Source organism: Marinicauda sp. Alg238-R41 (genome assembly GCF_947331485.1).
Classification (GTDB): Bacteria; Pseudomonadota; Alphaproteobacteria; order Caulobacterales; family Maricaulaceae; genus Marinicauda; species Marinicauda pacifica.
Genome location: NZ_CAMZOJ010000001.1, coordinates 1,250,678 through 1,264,320 on the forward strand (window position 1 = coordinate 1,250,678; position 13,643 = coordinate 1,264,320).

The following is a 13,643-nucleotide window of genomic DNA, read 5'->3' on the forward strand; positions in this document are numbered from 1 at the left end:
TCAGCGAAGCCTTCGCAAAAGGGGGGCGCCTAGCTGCCGCGGCGGCCCCAGCGGGCTACGCTGCCCCGGCCATCGACATGCACGAACGGGCCGTGTGCGGCATTGGCGCCATAGGCCCCGATCCCGCCTGCGGGCAGCTCGTCGCTCTTGGTGAACAGCTCGCTGGCGAAATCGTACAGGAATTCCGCGTCCGCCCGGGTGACCCGGTTATCGCCGTCGATATCGTCCATCACATTATTCTGCGGATCGGTATCGACGAAGACATCGGCCGCATCCCCATACATGTGACGCGACCGCGACGCGGAGCCGATCGCCGTGTTGTAGAAGGGCGTGCGGTACCCGCTCATCACGAAGAAGCTCTCGGCATCGGTGCGGTCTGCCGCGTTCAGTTCCCGGATGAGGGCTTCGACCCGTGTCAGCATCGGCTCGGTCACCATCAGGAATTTCGGCCAGTGGGCCGGTTGCTGCTTGCAGATGAACTGGCCGATGGTGAAGTTGGGCGAGACCGGGACATCCATGTCGCCCTGCGTCAGGCGGATCAGGCCCTCGGGCGTATCTTCGGGATACTCGCCGATCCGGTAGCCTTCCATCACGGTATTGGAGCCCCGATCGTCCATCTCGCTCAGGACGAAGACGGTCAGGCGCTGTAACTCTCCATCCGGGTTGAAGGCCACCAGCCGGTGAATGCCCGGCTCGTCCGGCGCGGTCCAGCTATGGCTGCTGGCCAGGCCCGTGGCTCGTTCGCTGTCGACGCCGATGGCAAACTCGCCTTCTGCCTCCAGGCTTAGAGTCTCGCCGGGCATGAGGGTTTCATGCCAGAGCGGGTAGGGCGCCTCGTCGCCGTTCACCGCGACGTTCAGCCAAGTGTCCTTGGGCGGCGTCCGGTCGGGCCGGTTGGCAAGCTCGGTCAGAACCTCGTCCAGCCTTTCACCGCCGGCCGGCGCGCTTTCTTCTGACTGGCCGGGCGAGGACGCCGGGCTCTCCTGCACGCCAGATGGGGCTTCGGTCTGGGGCAACTGCGTTTGCGGATCGCTTTGCGAGTTGACCTCGTCGGCGCAGGCCGTCGAGGCGAACAGCGCGAACGCTGCCGTGCTGAGGCAAAGACGCTTACGCATCGGTGGGCACCTCGTCATTGCGCCCGTCGATGCGGGCTTCCTGGGTGGAATCGGTGATCGGGCTCTCGCTGCTCTGGTCGGCAAAGGAGACCGGATTGTCCTGCATGGCCTGCAGCGTCGCCGCATCCCAGCCATAGACGTCGGGATGGAAGCGGGCATCGCCAGTCTCGTCGACGGTCGCGGTGAAATACACGGTGTGGATCGGAACCGGGTTCTCAAGCTCGAGCCGCTCCAGCTCCTGTCCGGCCACGACGTCGCGGACGTTTTGTGCGTCCAGCCGCTCGTCCTGACTGGCCAGCCAGTCACTCATGCGCAGCGGCTCGGCCAGGCGGATACACCCGGAGCTGAAGCTGCGGTGCGCATCGTCGAACAGGTGCTGGGCCGGGGTCCCGTGCAGATAGATGGCCTGGTTGTTGGGGAACATGAATTTCAGCTCGCCCAGCGCGTTCTCTTCGCCAGGTTCCTGGACCAGCCGGTATTCCTCTGCGACGTCCTGCGTATCCCACGAGACCGTGTCCGGGTCGGCGCGCTCGCCGGTATCGCGGTCGAGCACGAAATAATCGTGGCTCTCGATGTAGTCTCCGCTCCCGCGGATGTCGTCCAGCTTGTCGCGTTCCAGAATGCTCTCCGGCACGTACCAGCGCGGGTTGGCCACCAGGTATTCGAGCGAATCGGTCAGCATCGGCGTCTGCCGGCTGCTGCGGCCCACGATTGCCTTCATCTCGACGGCCACCTCCCCATTCTCATAGGCGCGCGCCTTGTAGGCGGGGATGTTCACGCGCACATGCGTCGGCGCGAAGCGTTCGGGCGCCCAGCGCCATCGTTCCAGATTGGCGTCGATGCGATCGACGAGATCGCCGGGTGTCGCGTTGAGTTCGGCCAGCGTGCTCGGCCCGACAATCCCGTCAACCTTGAGGCCCCGGTCGCGCTGGAAGGCTTTGAGAACCTCGGACAGCTCTTCGGTGAACAGCGCGGTATGCGCTTCCTCCCGTGTGGCCCCGGATTGTGTCTCGACCTCGCGTACCGGCGCGTCTGGCACGTCGTAATCCTCGGCGGCCAGACGCGTTCGCAAGTCCTCCACGATCGCATCCTCATCGCCGACCTCGATCAGCTCGCCGGGGGCGTCGATAGCCTCCCAGCTGTCGGTCTCGGCACGCGCGCGATAATGTCCGCGCAGCTCGCGCAGACTGGAGAATTCGTCATGGTCGGGGTCGAGCTCGCTATAATCGAACAGGCCTTCGCCCGCCTCGGCCAGCCAGAGCGAGAGGTTCTCCGACGCGGTATCCTCGATGACGGGCGCATCGGCGATGTCGCCGGGGTCGGTGACGCCGTTGACCCGCGCGTCGGCGTAAAGAAGGAACGCGGCTGTCAGTGTCAGGTCTGCCCGGGCGCGTTCGGTGTCGCTCAGCCTGTCGAGGGCGCCGATATCGCGCACACGCTCCAGCAGGCCGGGAGCGATATAGACTCCCGACTGCGGCGCCTCTTCCAGCGCACGCACAAGATCGCGCACACCCTCTCTGTCCCAGATCGAGTCGAAGACCCGGATCGCATAGGCTTTTTCCGCCGCGGTCATCAGGCCTTCGGCGTCCGGACCGATCATGGCCCGCAGCGTATCGTCCACCATCGCTTCCTGAATGGCTCCGGCCACGCTCGATTGCGCGATGGCGCCATCCGGCCCGGTGGTCTCGCCCTGCACCTCGGGATCGACCCGGCTCATCGGCGTCTGGGCGAGCGAGGGGGTTGAGATGGCTAGAATGGCAGCGCTCGAAAGAAGAAAGGCGCGCGCAGTGCTTTGGTAAGTCATGACGTTTGAGGCGTCCTTGCGTCAGCTTTGCTGAATCAAGAGCCTTTGGAGGAGTCGCGTTCCGACTTGTCTGCAGACGCGGTCCTAGTGCGCGTCCTCGTCCTCTTTATCGTCAAGCGACTTGGGGCCTTTATCCTCTTTTGTTTCGAAGACGGAGTGTTCCAGCCTGCGCAGACCGACGAGGACAAGCAGCGCGATGACGATGGCAGTCCCTGGCAGCAGAATATGCCCGACGCCGATCGACACACCGATGGCGCCGGCGAGCCAGAGCGCGGCGGCGGTCGTCACCCCCCGCACATCGGCGCCGGAGCGGATGATGGACCCGGCCGCGATGAAGGCGACGCCGGAGGTGACAGCCTCGATCACGCGGATGGGATCGGGGCGTGATCCGTCCTGCTCGCCGGTAATCATGACAGTCATGCCGAGCGCAGTCAGGGTGAACAGGCAGGCGGCCAGGCTGACCAGCATGTTGGTGCGCAGCCCGGCATTGCGTTCGGGGTCTTCGCGCTCCAGCCCGATAAACGCGCCGGCAATCGCCGCCAGAAACAGGCGAAACGCCGCGACGGGGTAGGACTCCGCTGGCCCGGTCTGGAAGATGGCCTCGAACATGTCGCCTCCTCTGCTCTTTGAACGGAGGGGTGGCGCGAAGGTTCCCCGGTCAGAGCCCGAAGGACTCCCGGCGTTCGACCACCGCCAGCGCATGCTCGAACGCGCCGCGTATGTCCGCATCGCTGTAATGCATGGTGATGCGCGCCAGCCTGTCGCCGGTCTCGCGGTCGATCAGCAGCAGGAAGCCCGTGGCGCCGTATTCTTCATCGAGAAGACGCGTCAGTCCTTCTTGCCGGGCGAGATCCTCGACGCCCAACCGCCGGCCCAGCGTGAAATCGAAGGTGACGAACTCGATGGGCGCGTCCCGGTAGTCCGCGCTGATCCGGTCCAGGCGCGGTTCGAGAACCCGGCAGGGCCCGCACCAGTCCGACCGGAAGGTCGCGGCCACCAGCCGCGGGTCCTGCGGGCTCTGGGCCAGGCTTGCCGCGGACGCGCACAGCCACAGCGCCATCACCGCGAACGCACGCCGAAGAGAAAGCTGCATCTGCGTCTCCTGTGTGAAGGCCGCTAAGGGACGAAGGCCCACCGTATCACACGCTGAAATCCCGGGCGAAGCGCAGCGCAGACCCGGGACCTGGAAAGCGCTCCCCGCCTACCTCTCGCACTCATGATCGGTGAGCCCTGAGATATCGACCAGGCCGGTTTCGCGATCCACATCGATGCGCGCATGGCGCAGCACATCCAGCCCGATGATGAGGGCCGGTTCGTCCGCCCAGCCACGCACGTCGAAGGCGTGAACGTCGGCGACCGAGACATAGAACCAGCCCATGCACAAATCGCCCACCTCAAGCCCGGCCACAAGCTTGCGCTCATAGCTCACCACGGTTTCGCTGGAACTGACCCCTTCCACCTGTGTCGTTTGTGCCGAGCGGCCGCCGCGTGCTGCGCGGGCGAGCGCCATGTTGCCCAGCGACGCCGTCGCGCCGGTATCGATCATGATCTTGATCGGGGTGGACACCCCGCCCACACGCGCTTCGCCCAGCATCAGCCGTTCGGGGGAGAGGCGCAGGTCGCCGCGAAGCGGACCCCCCTCGGTCAGGCGAAGCTGTGCGGCTGGAAGGTCGAGGCTGTAGCCGCCCGCGCCAATCGCGTCCGCCCCCATCAGGCCGGCGGCATGGAAGGCACGCGTCTGATCGTCGAACAGGACGATCGCGTTGACGGCGCGGGATCCGGCGCCGAAATCGAACCCGGACAGCGTGAAGTATTCGGTGTCGAACGCGCCGGTCATCGAATCGGCACGCCGATAGCGCGATGCGTCGCGCTGATAGCCGAGCTGGGCGGCCACCGGTTCGGCGACGGCGGTGTGCGTGGTTGCGGTATCGAAAATGAACGGGACGCGGTCGACCGGTTCGAGATAGCCGCGAAACCGGACCGGTTCGCCTAAGTCGACCGTGATCGAGTAATGACCGGCAACGGCCTGGTGCAGATCATAGCTTCGATCCTGCGAGGCCACCCCAGGCGTGGGGCCGGCCGCGCTCATCGTCGCTCCCGCTGCAATCCCCCCCGCAATCCCTGCTGCAATCATCGACAGAACGGCCACGCTGTCTCCCTTCGCACGGTCTCGTTGCGAATTAGAGCGCGGCCATCATCGCGATGCAAGGCGAGGCTTAGCTCGCCCCGAACACCCGCTCGAAGATGGTGTCGACATGCTTGGCGTGGAAGCTCTCGTCGAACAGCGCGTCGATCTCGCTGTCCGAAAGCCGGTCCGTCACCTCTTGATCGGCCTTGAGCCGGTCGCGCAGATGCCCGCCCTCGTCCCAGGTTGCCAGCGCATTGCGCTGGACCAGGCGGTAGGAGTCTTCCCGACTCACGCCCTTCTGGGTCAGCGCCAGCAGCACGCGCTGCGAATTGTGAAGCCCGCCCTGCGCATCCAGATTGGCCTTCATGGCCTCCTCGCGCACGACCAGCTTCTCGATCACGCCCGCCGCGCGATGCAGGGCGAAATCGAGATGGACGGTGGCGTCCGGCCCGATCCCGCGCTCGACCGAAGAGTGGGAAATATCGCGCTCGTGCCACAGCGCGACATTCTCCATGGCAGGCATCACCGCCGAGCGCACGAGGCGCGCCAGGCCGGTCAGGTTCTCGGTCAGGATCGGGTTGCGCTTGTGCGGCATGGCCGAGGAGCCTTTCTGCCCCTTGGAGAAGAATTCTTCGGCCTCGCGCACTTCGCTGCGCTGCAGGTGACGGATTTCCACCGCCAGATTCTCGATCGAGCTCGCCACAAGGCCGAGCACGGCGAAATAATTCGCGTGCCGGTCGCGCGGGATGACCTGGCTGGAGACCGGCTCGGGCGTCAGGCCGAGCTGCTCGGCGACATGCTCTTCCACGCGCGGATCGATATTGGCGAACGTCCCGACCGCGCCGGAGATGGCGCAGGTCGCGATTTCCTCGCGCGCGGCGACGAGGCGGGTGCGGGCCCGGTCGAATTCGGCATAGAAGCGCGCCAGCTTGATGCCGAACGTGGTCGGCTCCGCATGGATGCCGTGGCTGCGCCCGATGCAGACCGTGTTCTTGTGCTCCTTCGCCCGTGTCGCCAGCGCGGCCAGCAGCCGGTCGAGGCCGGCCAGCAGCAGGTCGGCGGCATCGCGCATCTGCACCGCCAGGCACGTGTCCAGCACGTCCGAACTGGTCAGGCCCTGGTGCACGAAGCGGGCCTGCTCGCCCACATGCTCGCCCAGATGGGTCAGGAAGGCGATGACGTCGTGTTTGACCTCGCGCTCGATCTCGTCGATGCGCGCAATGTCGAATTCGACATCCTTGGCCGTCCACACCGCCTCGGCTGCCGATTGCGGCACGACGCCCAGCTCGGCCAGCTTGTCGGTCGCGTGCGCTTCGATCAGGAACCAGATCCGGTATTTGTTTTCCGGGCTCCAGATCGCTTCCATTTCCGGGCGGGTATAGCGGGGGATCATGTCTTACTCGGTCTCTTCACGGGGCTGGCCGGGGACGTGCGCGACCGCCTCGATGGCGACACGCGCGCCCGGCTGGGGCAGGGCGGCAATTCCCACGACGCTGCGCGCCGGGGCATGGGGGCGAAGGCGCGTGCCGAAAGCGCGCTGCCAGGCCCTGGTAAAGCCCGCGCTGTCGATCTCGCCGGTCTCGGCCACGATCATCACACGGGTGAAAACGAGGGTCTCATAGCTCAGACCCCGGTCGCGCAACACCTCGTCCAGCACGGTCAGCGCAGCCCCGGTCTGGCTTTCCACGTCGCCGGGAATGCGTCCGGTCTCGTCGGCCGGGGCGGTGACTGCCGAAACAAAGACCAGATCGCCCGCCTCAGCGAGCGTCCGGTAGGCACCCAGCGTTCCGGACCGCACCTCGCTCAGGCTGGCGGACGCAGGTTCGCTGGCTTCAGGCTCACGCTCCTGCCCGCAGGCGCCGAGCATCATCGCGCCGCAAAGCGCCAGGGAGGAAACGGAAAATCGCGCAGCGCGCATCTGTTGAGCCTTCAAGCTGGAAAGGGCCGTGTCGCAGCGAGAACGCCCGATTGTCCCGGTCGCGTCAAGCCGTGCGCCGCCGCTCCAGATGCGCCGCGGCCAGGAAGCAGAGCGCCCCGACCAGGTAGAGGCTGATCCCGGCCAGCAGCGACACGCGCAGCGCCTCGCCCGCGCCCAGCATCGGAGTCAGTGTGCTCGACAGGCTGCCGATCGCGAGCGGGCCAAGCCCGAAGCCGAGCAGATTGTTGATCAGCGCAATAATCGCCGCGACCGAGGCGCGGATGCCGGGGTGGGACAGATTCTGTGCCGCGGCCAACGTCGGGCCGAGCCAGACATAGCTGAGCAAGGTGGGCACGATCAGGAGCAGGATCGTCGCCATGCCGCTGCCGGCCAGAAGCGCGATAATGAAGAGCGGCGTTGCGATGAGCTGTGCGATCCCGGGCACCAGCCCGTAGGCGCCGCGCACCTTCGGTGCGAACCGGTCGGCCAGCCATCCGCCCGCGACCGCCCCCGCCATGCCGAACAGGAAGACCGGGGAGAGATACATCCCGACCGCATCCAGCGACATGCCTTGCGAACGCTGCAGGAAGCTTGGCACCCACTGATAGAGCGCGTAGCCGGCAAACGAGGTCGAGGCGGCAGCTGCGGCGAACATGAACAGGGCCGGGGTCTGCACCATGTGGGCAAAGGCGGCCAGCGTGCCCGAACGCGAGGCGAGGGGCGCGTCCGGCGTCACCTTTTGTTGCGCCGGCGCTGCGCGATCCATCTGCCCGCGTGCCGGTTCGCGGATGGTCAGCACCATCAGGACCGCCAGCACGATGCCGGGCAGGGCCAGAATGTAGAATGCCGCCCGCCAGGAGAGCGCATCGGCCAGCATGGCGCCGAGCAATGTGCCTGCGGTCAACCCCAGCGGCGCGCCGACGCTGAACACGCCGATGGCAAAGCCGCGCCGGTGTTCGGCAAAGAAGTCCGACAAGACCGAATAGGAGGGCGCCACGCCGCCGGCCTCGCCCACCGCCACCCCGATCCTCGCGGCGGCGAGGTGCACGAAGCCCTGCGCCATCCCCGTCAGCGCGGTAAAGCCGCTCCACAAGGTCGCGGCCATCGCGATCAGCCTGATGCGGTGCGTCCGGTCGGCGAACCAGGCGATGGGCACGCCCAGAATGGCGTAGAACAGCGCGAACATGGTCCCGCCCAGCAGGCCGAGCTGCCAGTCCTGCAAGCCGATATCGTCGCGAATTCGCTCCTGCAGCACGGCAAAGAGCTGGCGGTCCATGAAATTGACCGCATAGACCAGCATCAAAACCGTCAGGACATACCAGGACGTGCCGGCACGCACGGGGGATGGGCTCGCGTCCGTCGTCTCCGCCATTCACCGCACTCCCGGACCGATTCGTGTTCCCAGCCGTGTCAGGCTGGGCGCATTCGTCTCTGGATTCCAGCGTCGTAGGGATGAGAAGTTAACGCGTAAGAATTGAAAATATATCGATTTTTTGGTGTCGATCGACAGATTGCGACCGGTCAGGGAGGGGATATTTCAGCCCCGTGCCGCAGTTGAAAAGCACCACGCGCGCATCGCGTTCGAGCCGCCCGTCCGCCCGCGCCTGCTGCGCTGCAGCAAGCGTGGCTGCGCCTTCCGGGCACAGGAGCAGGCCGTCCTTCTCCCCGCACAGCGTGCGTGCCGTTTCGATCTCGGCGTCGCTGACCGCGATCGCCGCCCCGCCGGAGTCGCGCACGGCATCGAGAATGAGAAAATCGCCGATCGCCTTGGGTACGCGGATGCCGGCCGCGACCGTTGTGGCATTCTCCCAGGCCGGCGCATGACGCTCTCCCGCCTCGTAGGCCCTCACGATGGGCGCGCAGCCTTCGGCCTGCACGGCGAACATTTTCGGCCGCTCGCTGCCGATCCAGCCGAGCTTTTCCATCTCGTCGAACGCCTTCCACATGCCGATCAGACCGGTGCCGCCTCCGGTGGGGTAGAAGATGGCATCGGGCAGCGTCCAGCCCATCTGGAAAGCCAGCTCGATCCCCATCGTCTTCTTGCCCTCGATCCGGTAGGGCTCCTTCAGGGTCGAGACATTGAACCAGCCCGCTTGCTTGTCGAGCTGGGCGACCAGCGCCCCGCATTCGTGGATCAGCCCGTTGACGCGGAAGACCCGGCCGCCCTGCGCCGCGATCTCGCGCACATTCACCTCCGGCGTGTCGGAGGGGCAGAAGGAATAGGTCTCCATCCCCGCCCGCGCGCCATAGGCCGACAGGGCCGCGCCGGCATTGCCGTTGGTCGGCATGGCCAGCCGGGTCAGGCCGAAGCTTTTCGCCATCGCAACGGCCAGCGCCAGCCCGCGCGCCTTGAAACTGCCCGTGGGAAGCCGGCCCTCATCCTTGACCAGAAGCGGGCCGGACAGGCCGATCGCCGCCGCGCTCTGCGCACAGTCCACCAGCGGCGTGTCCACTTCGCCCAGGCTGACCACATCCTCGTCGCGCGCGACCGGCAGCAGCTCGCGCCAGCGCCAGAAGCCGGGCTCGCCCGCGCGCTTGCGCGCCGCGATCTCATCGCGGTCGACACCGGTTTTCATCGCGTCCAGGTCGTAGCGCGCCAGCAGGGGCCAGCCTGCGGGCGACAGATTGTGCGCCCGGTCCGTCTCCACACGCTCTCCCGTCATCGCGCATTCGAGATGGGTGAAGAAATGAGCGGGCGAGGGCATGGACGAAATCTCCGTGTAATTGATCGGTCGACAGTCTAGTCTTGCCCGGTTGGACCGGGCAGGGGATGCACATGGCACAAGTCATCGGGCTGGGCGGAGTTTTTTTCAAGGTGGACGATCCGGAGGCCACCATGGACTGGTACCGCAACGTGCTCGGCGTGAGCGTGAATGAGTATGGCGGAGCCGATTTTCTCCATGCGAATAGCGCGCAGGGCCGAACTCAGTCGGCGCGCACCATATTTGCGCCCTTCAAGACGGAAACCGACTATTTCCAGCCCTCCGGCGCCGCTTTCATGATTAACCTCATGGTCGACGATCTCGACGGCGTGCTTGAACTTGTCCAGGCGGCCGGCGTGCCTCTGGAGGGCGAGCGGCAGGACTATGATTACGGCCGCTTCGCCTGGGTCATGGATCCCAACGGCATCAAGGTCGAGTTGTGGGAGCCCATCGAGCCGGCGTCCTAGAGCAGGCGGCCTAGAGCAGGCCCATCGCCTTGAAGCTCGCCGTCCGGTCCCGCCCGATCACCAGATGGTCGTGAATGACGATGTCGAACGGCCGCGCGGCCTCTTTCAGCCGCTTGGTCATCTCGATATCGGCGCTGGAGGGCGTCGGATCGCCACTGGGATGGTTGTGCACCAGGATCAGCGCCGAGCAGTCCAGCGCCAGCGCCTGCTTGACCACTTCGCGCGGATAGACCGGGGCATGATCGACCGTGCCGTGCGCCTGAAACTCGTCGGCGATCAGGCGGTTCTTCTTGTCCAGGAACAGCACCCGGAATTCCTCGGTCGTCGCGTGCTGGAGGGCCGTGCGGCAATAGTCGACCAGCGCCGACCAGGAGGAGATGACCGGGCGCCCGGTGACCTGCTCGCGTGAGATGCGCACCGCGGCCGCATGCAGCAGTTTGAGATCGAGCGCGATCTTCTTCGATATGCCCTCGATGGCTTCCAGCTGCGCCATGTCTGCCGCGCAGACCCGCCCCAGATCGCCGAACCGCGCGATCAGCGCCTTGGCCACCGGCTTGACGTCCCGGCGCGGGATGGAGCGGAACAGGAAAAGCTCCAGCAGCTCGTAATCGGCCAGCGCGGCCCCGCCGGCCTCGGCAAAGCGCGCGCGCAACCGGTCCCGGTGCCCGTGGAAATGGGGTTTCGTCTCAGCGCTCATGCGCGCAGTCTAGGGCGCGAACAATTCGTTTGTCAGTGGAAATCTCGCGGGCGGTTTCGCGGCTCACCGATGTCCTCCCCCGCAAGCAGGGGAGCACACCAGCGTCTGCGTCTTGGCGATTATTCACTGCCCTCCGCGATGTCCTCCCCCGCCTGCGGGGGAGGTGTCGCCGAAGGCGACGGAGGGGGCGAGATCGAAGAACGCCCCCTACCAGGGCGGGCAGTCATAGCCTTTGGGCGATTTGGTGAAGATTTCCACCCCGTCCTCGGTTACGCCGACTGAGTGCTCGAACTGGGCCGACAGCGACTTGTCGCGCGTCACCGCCGTCCAGCCGTCTGACAGGACCTTCACCGTCGGCTTGCCGTCATTGAGCATGGGTTCGATCGTAAAGAACATGCCCGGCTCCAGCACTTCGGCCGTTCCGCGCTCGCCGAAATGGAGCACGTTGGGCGCGTCGTGGAACAGGCGTCCGATGCCGTGGCCGCAGAAATCGCGCACCACCGAGGTGCGCTGCGCCTCGGCATAGTCCTGGATGGCCGCGCCGATATCGCCGAACGTATTGCCCGGCTTGACCTCGGCGATGCCGCGCATCATCGCTTCATACGTCACCTCGACCAGGCGCTCGGCCTTGCGGCGCACCTCGCCGACGGTGAACATCCGGCTGGTATCGCCGTGCCACCCGTCCACGATGCAGGTCACGTCGATATTGACGATATCGCCGTCGCGCAGCGGCTTGTCGTTGGGAATGCCGTGGCAGACCACGTGATTGATCGAAGTGCAGGACGACTTGGTATAGCCGCGATAGAACAGCGTCGCGGGCACCGCGTCGTGGGCGAGGAAGAAATTGCGGACCTTGTCGTCGATCTGCTGGGTCGTGATGCCCGGCTGGACGAAGCCGACCAGCTCGTCGAGCGCGCTGGCCGCCACATGACCGGCCTTGCGCATTCCCTCGAAGCCTTCCGGCCCGTGGCGCTTGATCCGCCCGTCTCGGGTGGCACCCTCAAGTTCGAGATCTGCGTCGCTCAACTCTCATTCTCCATCGGCCTTGGCCTTCATATAAACCGGCCCGGGCGTCAATGAAACGCCCGGGCCGTAATTGGGTTCGCAGGATCTGCCCTTTATTCGGGATTGAACGGGCTGTCCGCATTCCAGGCCGGGCGTGCGTCCGCATTGGCGATCGAGCTGATGATCTCGTAATTGATGCGGGCAAATTTCGCGCCCTGGTCGAAGAGCACGCCGGCATCGGCCTCGTCGCCGGGACCGTGATAGTCGCCGCCGAGGAACTGTAAAAAGCCCTGGCCCTCGTCGTCGGCCTCGTCCGGGGAGGAGAAGCCGGTCATCAGGAAGAGCGACGGCACGCCGTGGCGCACGAAATGATAATGGTCGGAGCGCGTGAACAGCGCCTGCTCCGGCATCGGGTCCGGCGTCAGATAGGCATCGGCGCGCAGCGCGGCGGCTTCGGCGATGGGGCCAAGGCTCGAATGCTCGGCCCCGAACGCGATGAGATCGTCGAACACATAGCGGATCACCGGCATGTCCAGATTGACGTTGGCGACCATCTCCTCAAGGGCCGGCGTCGGGTTGGCCGCCAGATGGGCGGCGCCCAGAAGGCCCTTTTCCTCGGCTGTCAGCGCGACGAAGGCGACCGTGCGCCGCGGGGCTCCGGCCTCGCTCATGGCGCGCGCAGTCTCCAGCATGATCGAGGTGCCCGACGCATTGTCCAGCGCGCCATTGCAGATGCGGTCCTCGTCCGAAAGCGGCTGGCAGATGCCGATATGATCGAGGTGCGCGGTGACCACCACCACCTCGCCGGCCAGCTCGGGGTCCGAGCCCGGCAGGATGCCGATCACATTGTCGCTCTCGATGATCTCGCGCTGCGTCGCCTGGGCCAGGTGAACGCGCTTGCCCAGCGCGAAACGCGGCAGGTCCTCACCGGCCAGGGCGGCTTCTTTCAGCGCCTCGAAATTGTGGTCGGTTCCGTCGAACAGGATCTGTGCCCCGGCATCGCCGATGGTCGCGGTCACGTCCAGATCGGTGGCGGTCGCCGCCGCCGTGCTGGTGCTCGGCCGGCTCGCGCGCGGGATCAGCCGGTCGAAATCCCACCGGGTCAGGCCTTCGGGCGCGATATAAATCAGGCCGGCTGCGCCATGGGCGGCGGCGGTGGAGGTGCGCGTGATGGTGGAGTTCAAGTGGGCGGCCACGTCGCTCGGCACATTGTCCGGCGCACCGGCGAGCGTCACCACGATCTTGCCCTCGACATCCAGGCCCTCATAGTCGGCAAGGCCCAGCTCGGGCATGTCCAGGCCATAGCCCACGAACACGGCCTCGGCCTCGATCTCGCTGGTGTCATGTTCGGCGTGGGGGCCGACCAGAAAAGTCTGGCCATAGTCGAGCGCCTCGTCGCCGATCCGCATCCGGGCCGCATCGGCGACCACGGTCATGGTCTGCAGCGGCACCGGATCGTAATAGCCGTCGCTTCCGCCGGGCTCGAGGCCCAGGCGCCGGTACTCGCTCACGATATAGGCTGCCGCAATGTCATAGCCGCGCGTGCCCGCCTCGCGCCCTTCCAGAAGGTCGCTGGCCAGAAACCGGATATGGGCCTCGATGGCATTGGCCGAGATGTCCGGGCCGGCCGGCTGCGCGCTCGCGCTGTCGGGTGCGGCGCTCTGGGTCTGGCAGGCGGTCAGGGCAGTCAGGGCCGCCATCATGGCGGCTGCGGTCAGCATGGGTCGCATCGATGTCAGGGCCTCCCCGCCCCGTTTTTCCAAAATCGCGCGCGAGTATAGGCAGGGGCCGTGCCGCGACAACGCTG

General features: G+C 66.1%; 13 protein-coding genes. 1 reads left to right on the forward strand and 12 read right to left on the reverse strand.

The window, feature by feature from the left end; all coding sequences use genetic code 11:
• Nucleotides 1–29 precede the first annotated feature (29 nt).
• The 9 genes from PGP17_RS05890 to PGP17_RS05930 form a co-directional block, all read right to left on the reverse strand.
• A complete protein-coding gene (locus PGP17_RS05890; RefSeq protein WP_270374597.1) occupies nucleotides 30–1,115 on the reverse strand; it encodes a D-Ala-D-Ala carboxypeptidase family metallohydrolase in 1,086 nt (361 codons plus the stop codon).
• Entirely contained in the window at nucleotides 1,108–2,919 is a 1,812-nt protein-coding gene (locus PGP17_RS05895) for a L,D-transpeptidase family protein (protein WP_270374598.1), read from the reverse strand. Before PGP17_RS05895 ends, PGP17_RS05890 begins: the two co-directional genes overlap by 8 nt.
• A gap of 84 nt (nucleotides 2,920–3,003) precedes the next feature.
• Nucleotides 3,004–3,528, reverse strand: coding sequence for an MgtC/SapB family protein (locus tag PGP17_RS05900; protein ID WP_270374599.1), 525 nt, complete (start codon nucleotides 3,526–3,528; stop codon nucleotides 3,004–3,006).
• A gap of 49 nt (nucleotides 3,529–3,577) precedes the next feature.
• A complete protein-coding gene (locus tag PGP17_RS05905; protein WP_270374600.1) occupies nucleotides 3,578–4,012 on the reverse strand; it encodes a TlpA family protein disulfide reductase in 435 nt (144 codons plus the stop codon).
• Between the two features lie 108 nt (nucleotides 4,013–4,120).
• The gene (locus PGP17_RS05910) at nucleotides 4,121–5,068 is read right to left on the reverse strand and encodes an aspartyl protease family protein (RefSeq protein WP_270374601.1); all 948 of its coding nucleotides are present in this window, start codon (nucleotides 5,066–5,068) and stop codon (nucleotides 4,121–4,123) included.
• 67 nt (nucleotides 5,069–5,135) lie between these two features.
• Nucleotides 5,136–6,440 carry an adenylosuccinate lyase gene (purB, locus tag PGP17_RS05915; protein WP_270374602.1) on the reverse strand — a complete coding sequence of 435 codons (1,305 nt, stop codon included), beginning with the start codon at nucleotides 6,438–6,440 and terminating at the stop codon, nucleotides 5,136–5,138.
• A 3-nt stretch (nucleotides 6,441–6,443) separates the two neighbouring features.
• On the reverse strand, nucleotides 6,444–6,965 hold the full coding sequence (locus PGP17_RS05920; RefSeq protein WP_135943050.1) for a RidA family protein: 522 nt from the start codon (nucleotides 6,963–6,965) through the stop codon (nucleotides 6,444–6,446).
• A 64-nt stretch (nucleotides 6,966–7,029) separates the two neighbouring features.
• Nucleotides 7,030–8,337 carry a spinster family MFS transporter gene (locus PGP17_RS05925; protein WP_270374603.1) on the reverse strand — a complete coding sequence of 436 codons (1,308 nt, stop codon included), beginning with the start codon at nucleotides 8,335–8,337 and terminating at the stop codon, nucleotides 7,030–7,032.
• Between the two features lie 88 nt (nucleotides 8,338–8,425).
• Nucleotides 8,426–9,670 carry a threonine synthase gene (locus tag PGP17_RS05930; protein ID WP_270374604.1) on the reverse strand — a complete coding sequence of 415 codons (1,245 nt, stop codon included), beginning with the start codon at nucleotides 9,668–9,670 and terminating at the stop codon, nucleotides 8,426–8,428.
• 71 nt (nucleotides 9,671–9,741) lie between these two features.
• Here PGP17_RS05930 and PGP17_RS05935 point away from each other — a divergent pair, with 71 nt between their 5' ends.
• The gene (locus tag PGP17_RS05935) at nucleotides 9,742–10,134 is read left to right on the forward strand and encodes a VOC family protein (RefSeq protein ID WP_270374605.1); all 393 of its coding nucleotides are present in this window, start codon (nucleotides 9,742–9,744) and stop codon (nucleotides 10,132–10,134) included.
• A gap of 10 nt (nucleotides 10,135–10,144) precedes the next feature.
• Here PGP17_RS05935 and radC read toward each other — a convergent pair whose 3' ends face one another.
• From radC to PGP17_RS05950, 3 genes are all read right to left on the reverse strand, one after another.
• Entirely contained in the window at nucleotides 10,145–10,831 is a 687-nt protein-coding gene (gene radC / locus PGP17_RS05940; RefSeq protein ID WP_270374606.1) for a RadC family protein, read from the reverse strand.
• Nucleotides 10,832–11,038: 207 nt separating this feature from the next.
• Nucleotides 11,039–11,857, reverse strand: a complete 819-nt coding sequence (gene map, locus PGP17_RS05945) for a type I methionyl aminopeptidase (protein ID WP_270374607.1) — start codon at nucleotides 11,855–11,857, stop codon at nucleotides 11,039–11,041.
• Nucleotides 11,858–11,949: 92 nt separating this feature from the next.
• Nucleotides 11,950–13,566, reverse strand: coding sequence for a M28 family metallopeptidase (locus tag PGP17_RS05950; protein WP_270374608.1), 1,617 nt, complete (start codon nucleotides 13,564–13,566; stop codon nucleotides 11,950–11,952).
• Nucleotides 13,567–13,643 lie beyond the last annotated feature (77 nt).

What these genes read in the sequence shown, in the direction of transcription:
- PGP17_RS05925 (WP_270374603.1), bottom strand. Translation starts at nt 8,337, where the DNA reads ATGGCGGAGACGACGGACGCGAGCCCATCCCCCGTGCGTGCCGGCACG.
- PGP17_RS05900 (WP_270374599.1), bottom strand. Translation starts at nt 3,528, where the DNA reads ATGTTCGAGGCCATCTTCCAGACCGGGCCAGCGGAGTCCTACCCCGTC.
- PGP17_RS05950 (WP_270374608.1), bottom strand. Translation starts at nt 13,566, where the DNA reads ATGCGACCCATGCTGACCGCAGCCGCCATGATGGCGGCCCTGACTGCC.
- PGP17_RS05895 (WP_270374598.1), bottom strand. Translation starts at nt 2,919, where the DNA reads ATGACTTACCAAAGCACTGCGCGCGCCTTTCTTCTTTCGAGCGCTGCC.
- PGP17_RS05905 (WP_270374600.1), bottom strand. Translation starts at nt 4,012, where the DNA reads ATGCAGCTTTCTCTTCGGCGTGCGTTCGCGGTGATGGCGCTGTGGCTG.
- radC (WP_270374606.1), bottom strand. Translation starts at nt 10,831, where the DNA reads ATGAGCGCTGAGACGAAACCCCATTTCCACGGGCACCGGGACCGGTTG.
- PGP17_RS05890 (WP_270374597.1), bottom strand. Translation starts at nt 1,115, where the DNA reads ATGCGTAAGCGTCTTTGCCTCAGCACGGCAGCGTTCGCGCTGTTCGCC.
- purB (WP_270374602.1), bottom strand. Translation starts at nt 6,440, where the DNA reads ATGATCCCCCGCTATACCCGCCCGGAAATGGAAGCGATCTGGAGCCCG.
- PGP17_RS05930 (WP_270374604.1), bottom strand. Translation starts at nt 9,670, where the DNA reads ATGCCCTCGCCCGCTCATTTCTTCACCCATCTCGAATGCGCGATGACG.
- PGP17_RS05935 (WP_270374605.1), top strand. Translation starts at nt 9,742, where the DNA reads ATGGCACAAGTCATCGGGCTGGGCGGAGTTTTTTTCAAGGTGGACGAT.
- PGP17_RS05920 (WP_135943050.1), bottom strand. Translation starts at nt 6,965, where the DNA reads ATGCGCGCTGCGCGATTTTCCGTTTCCTCCCTGGCGCTTTGCGGCGCG.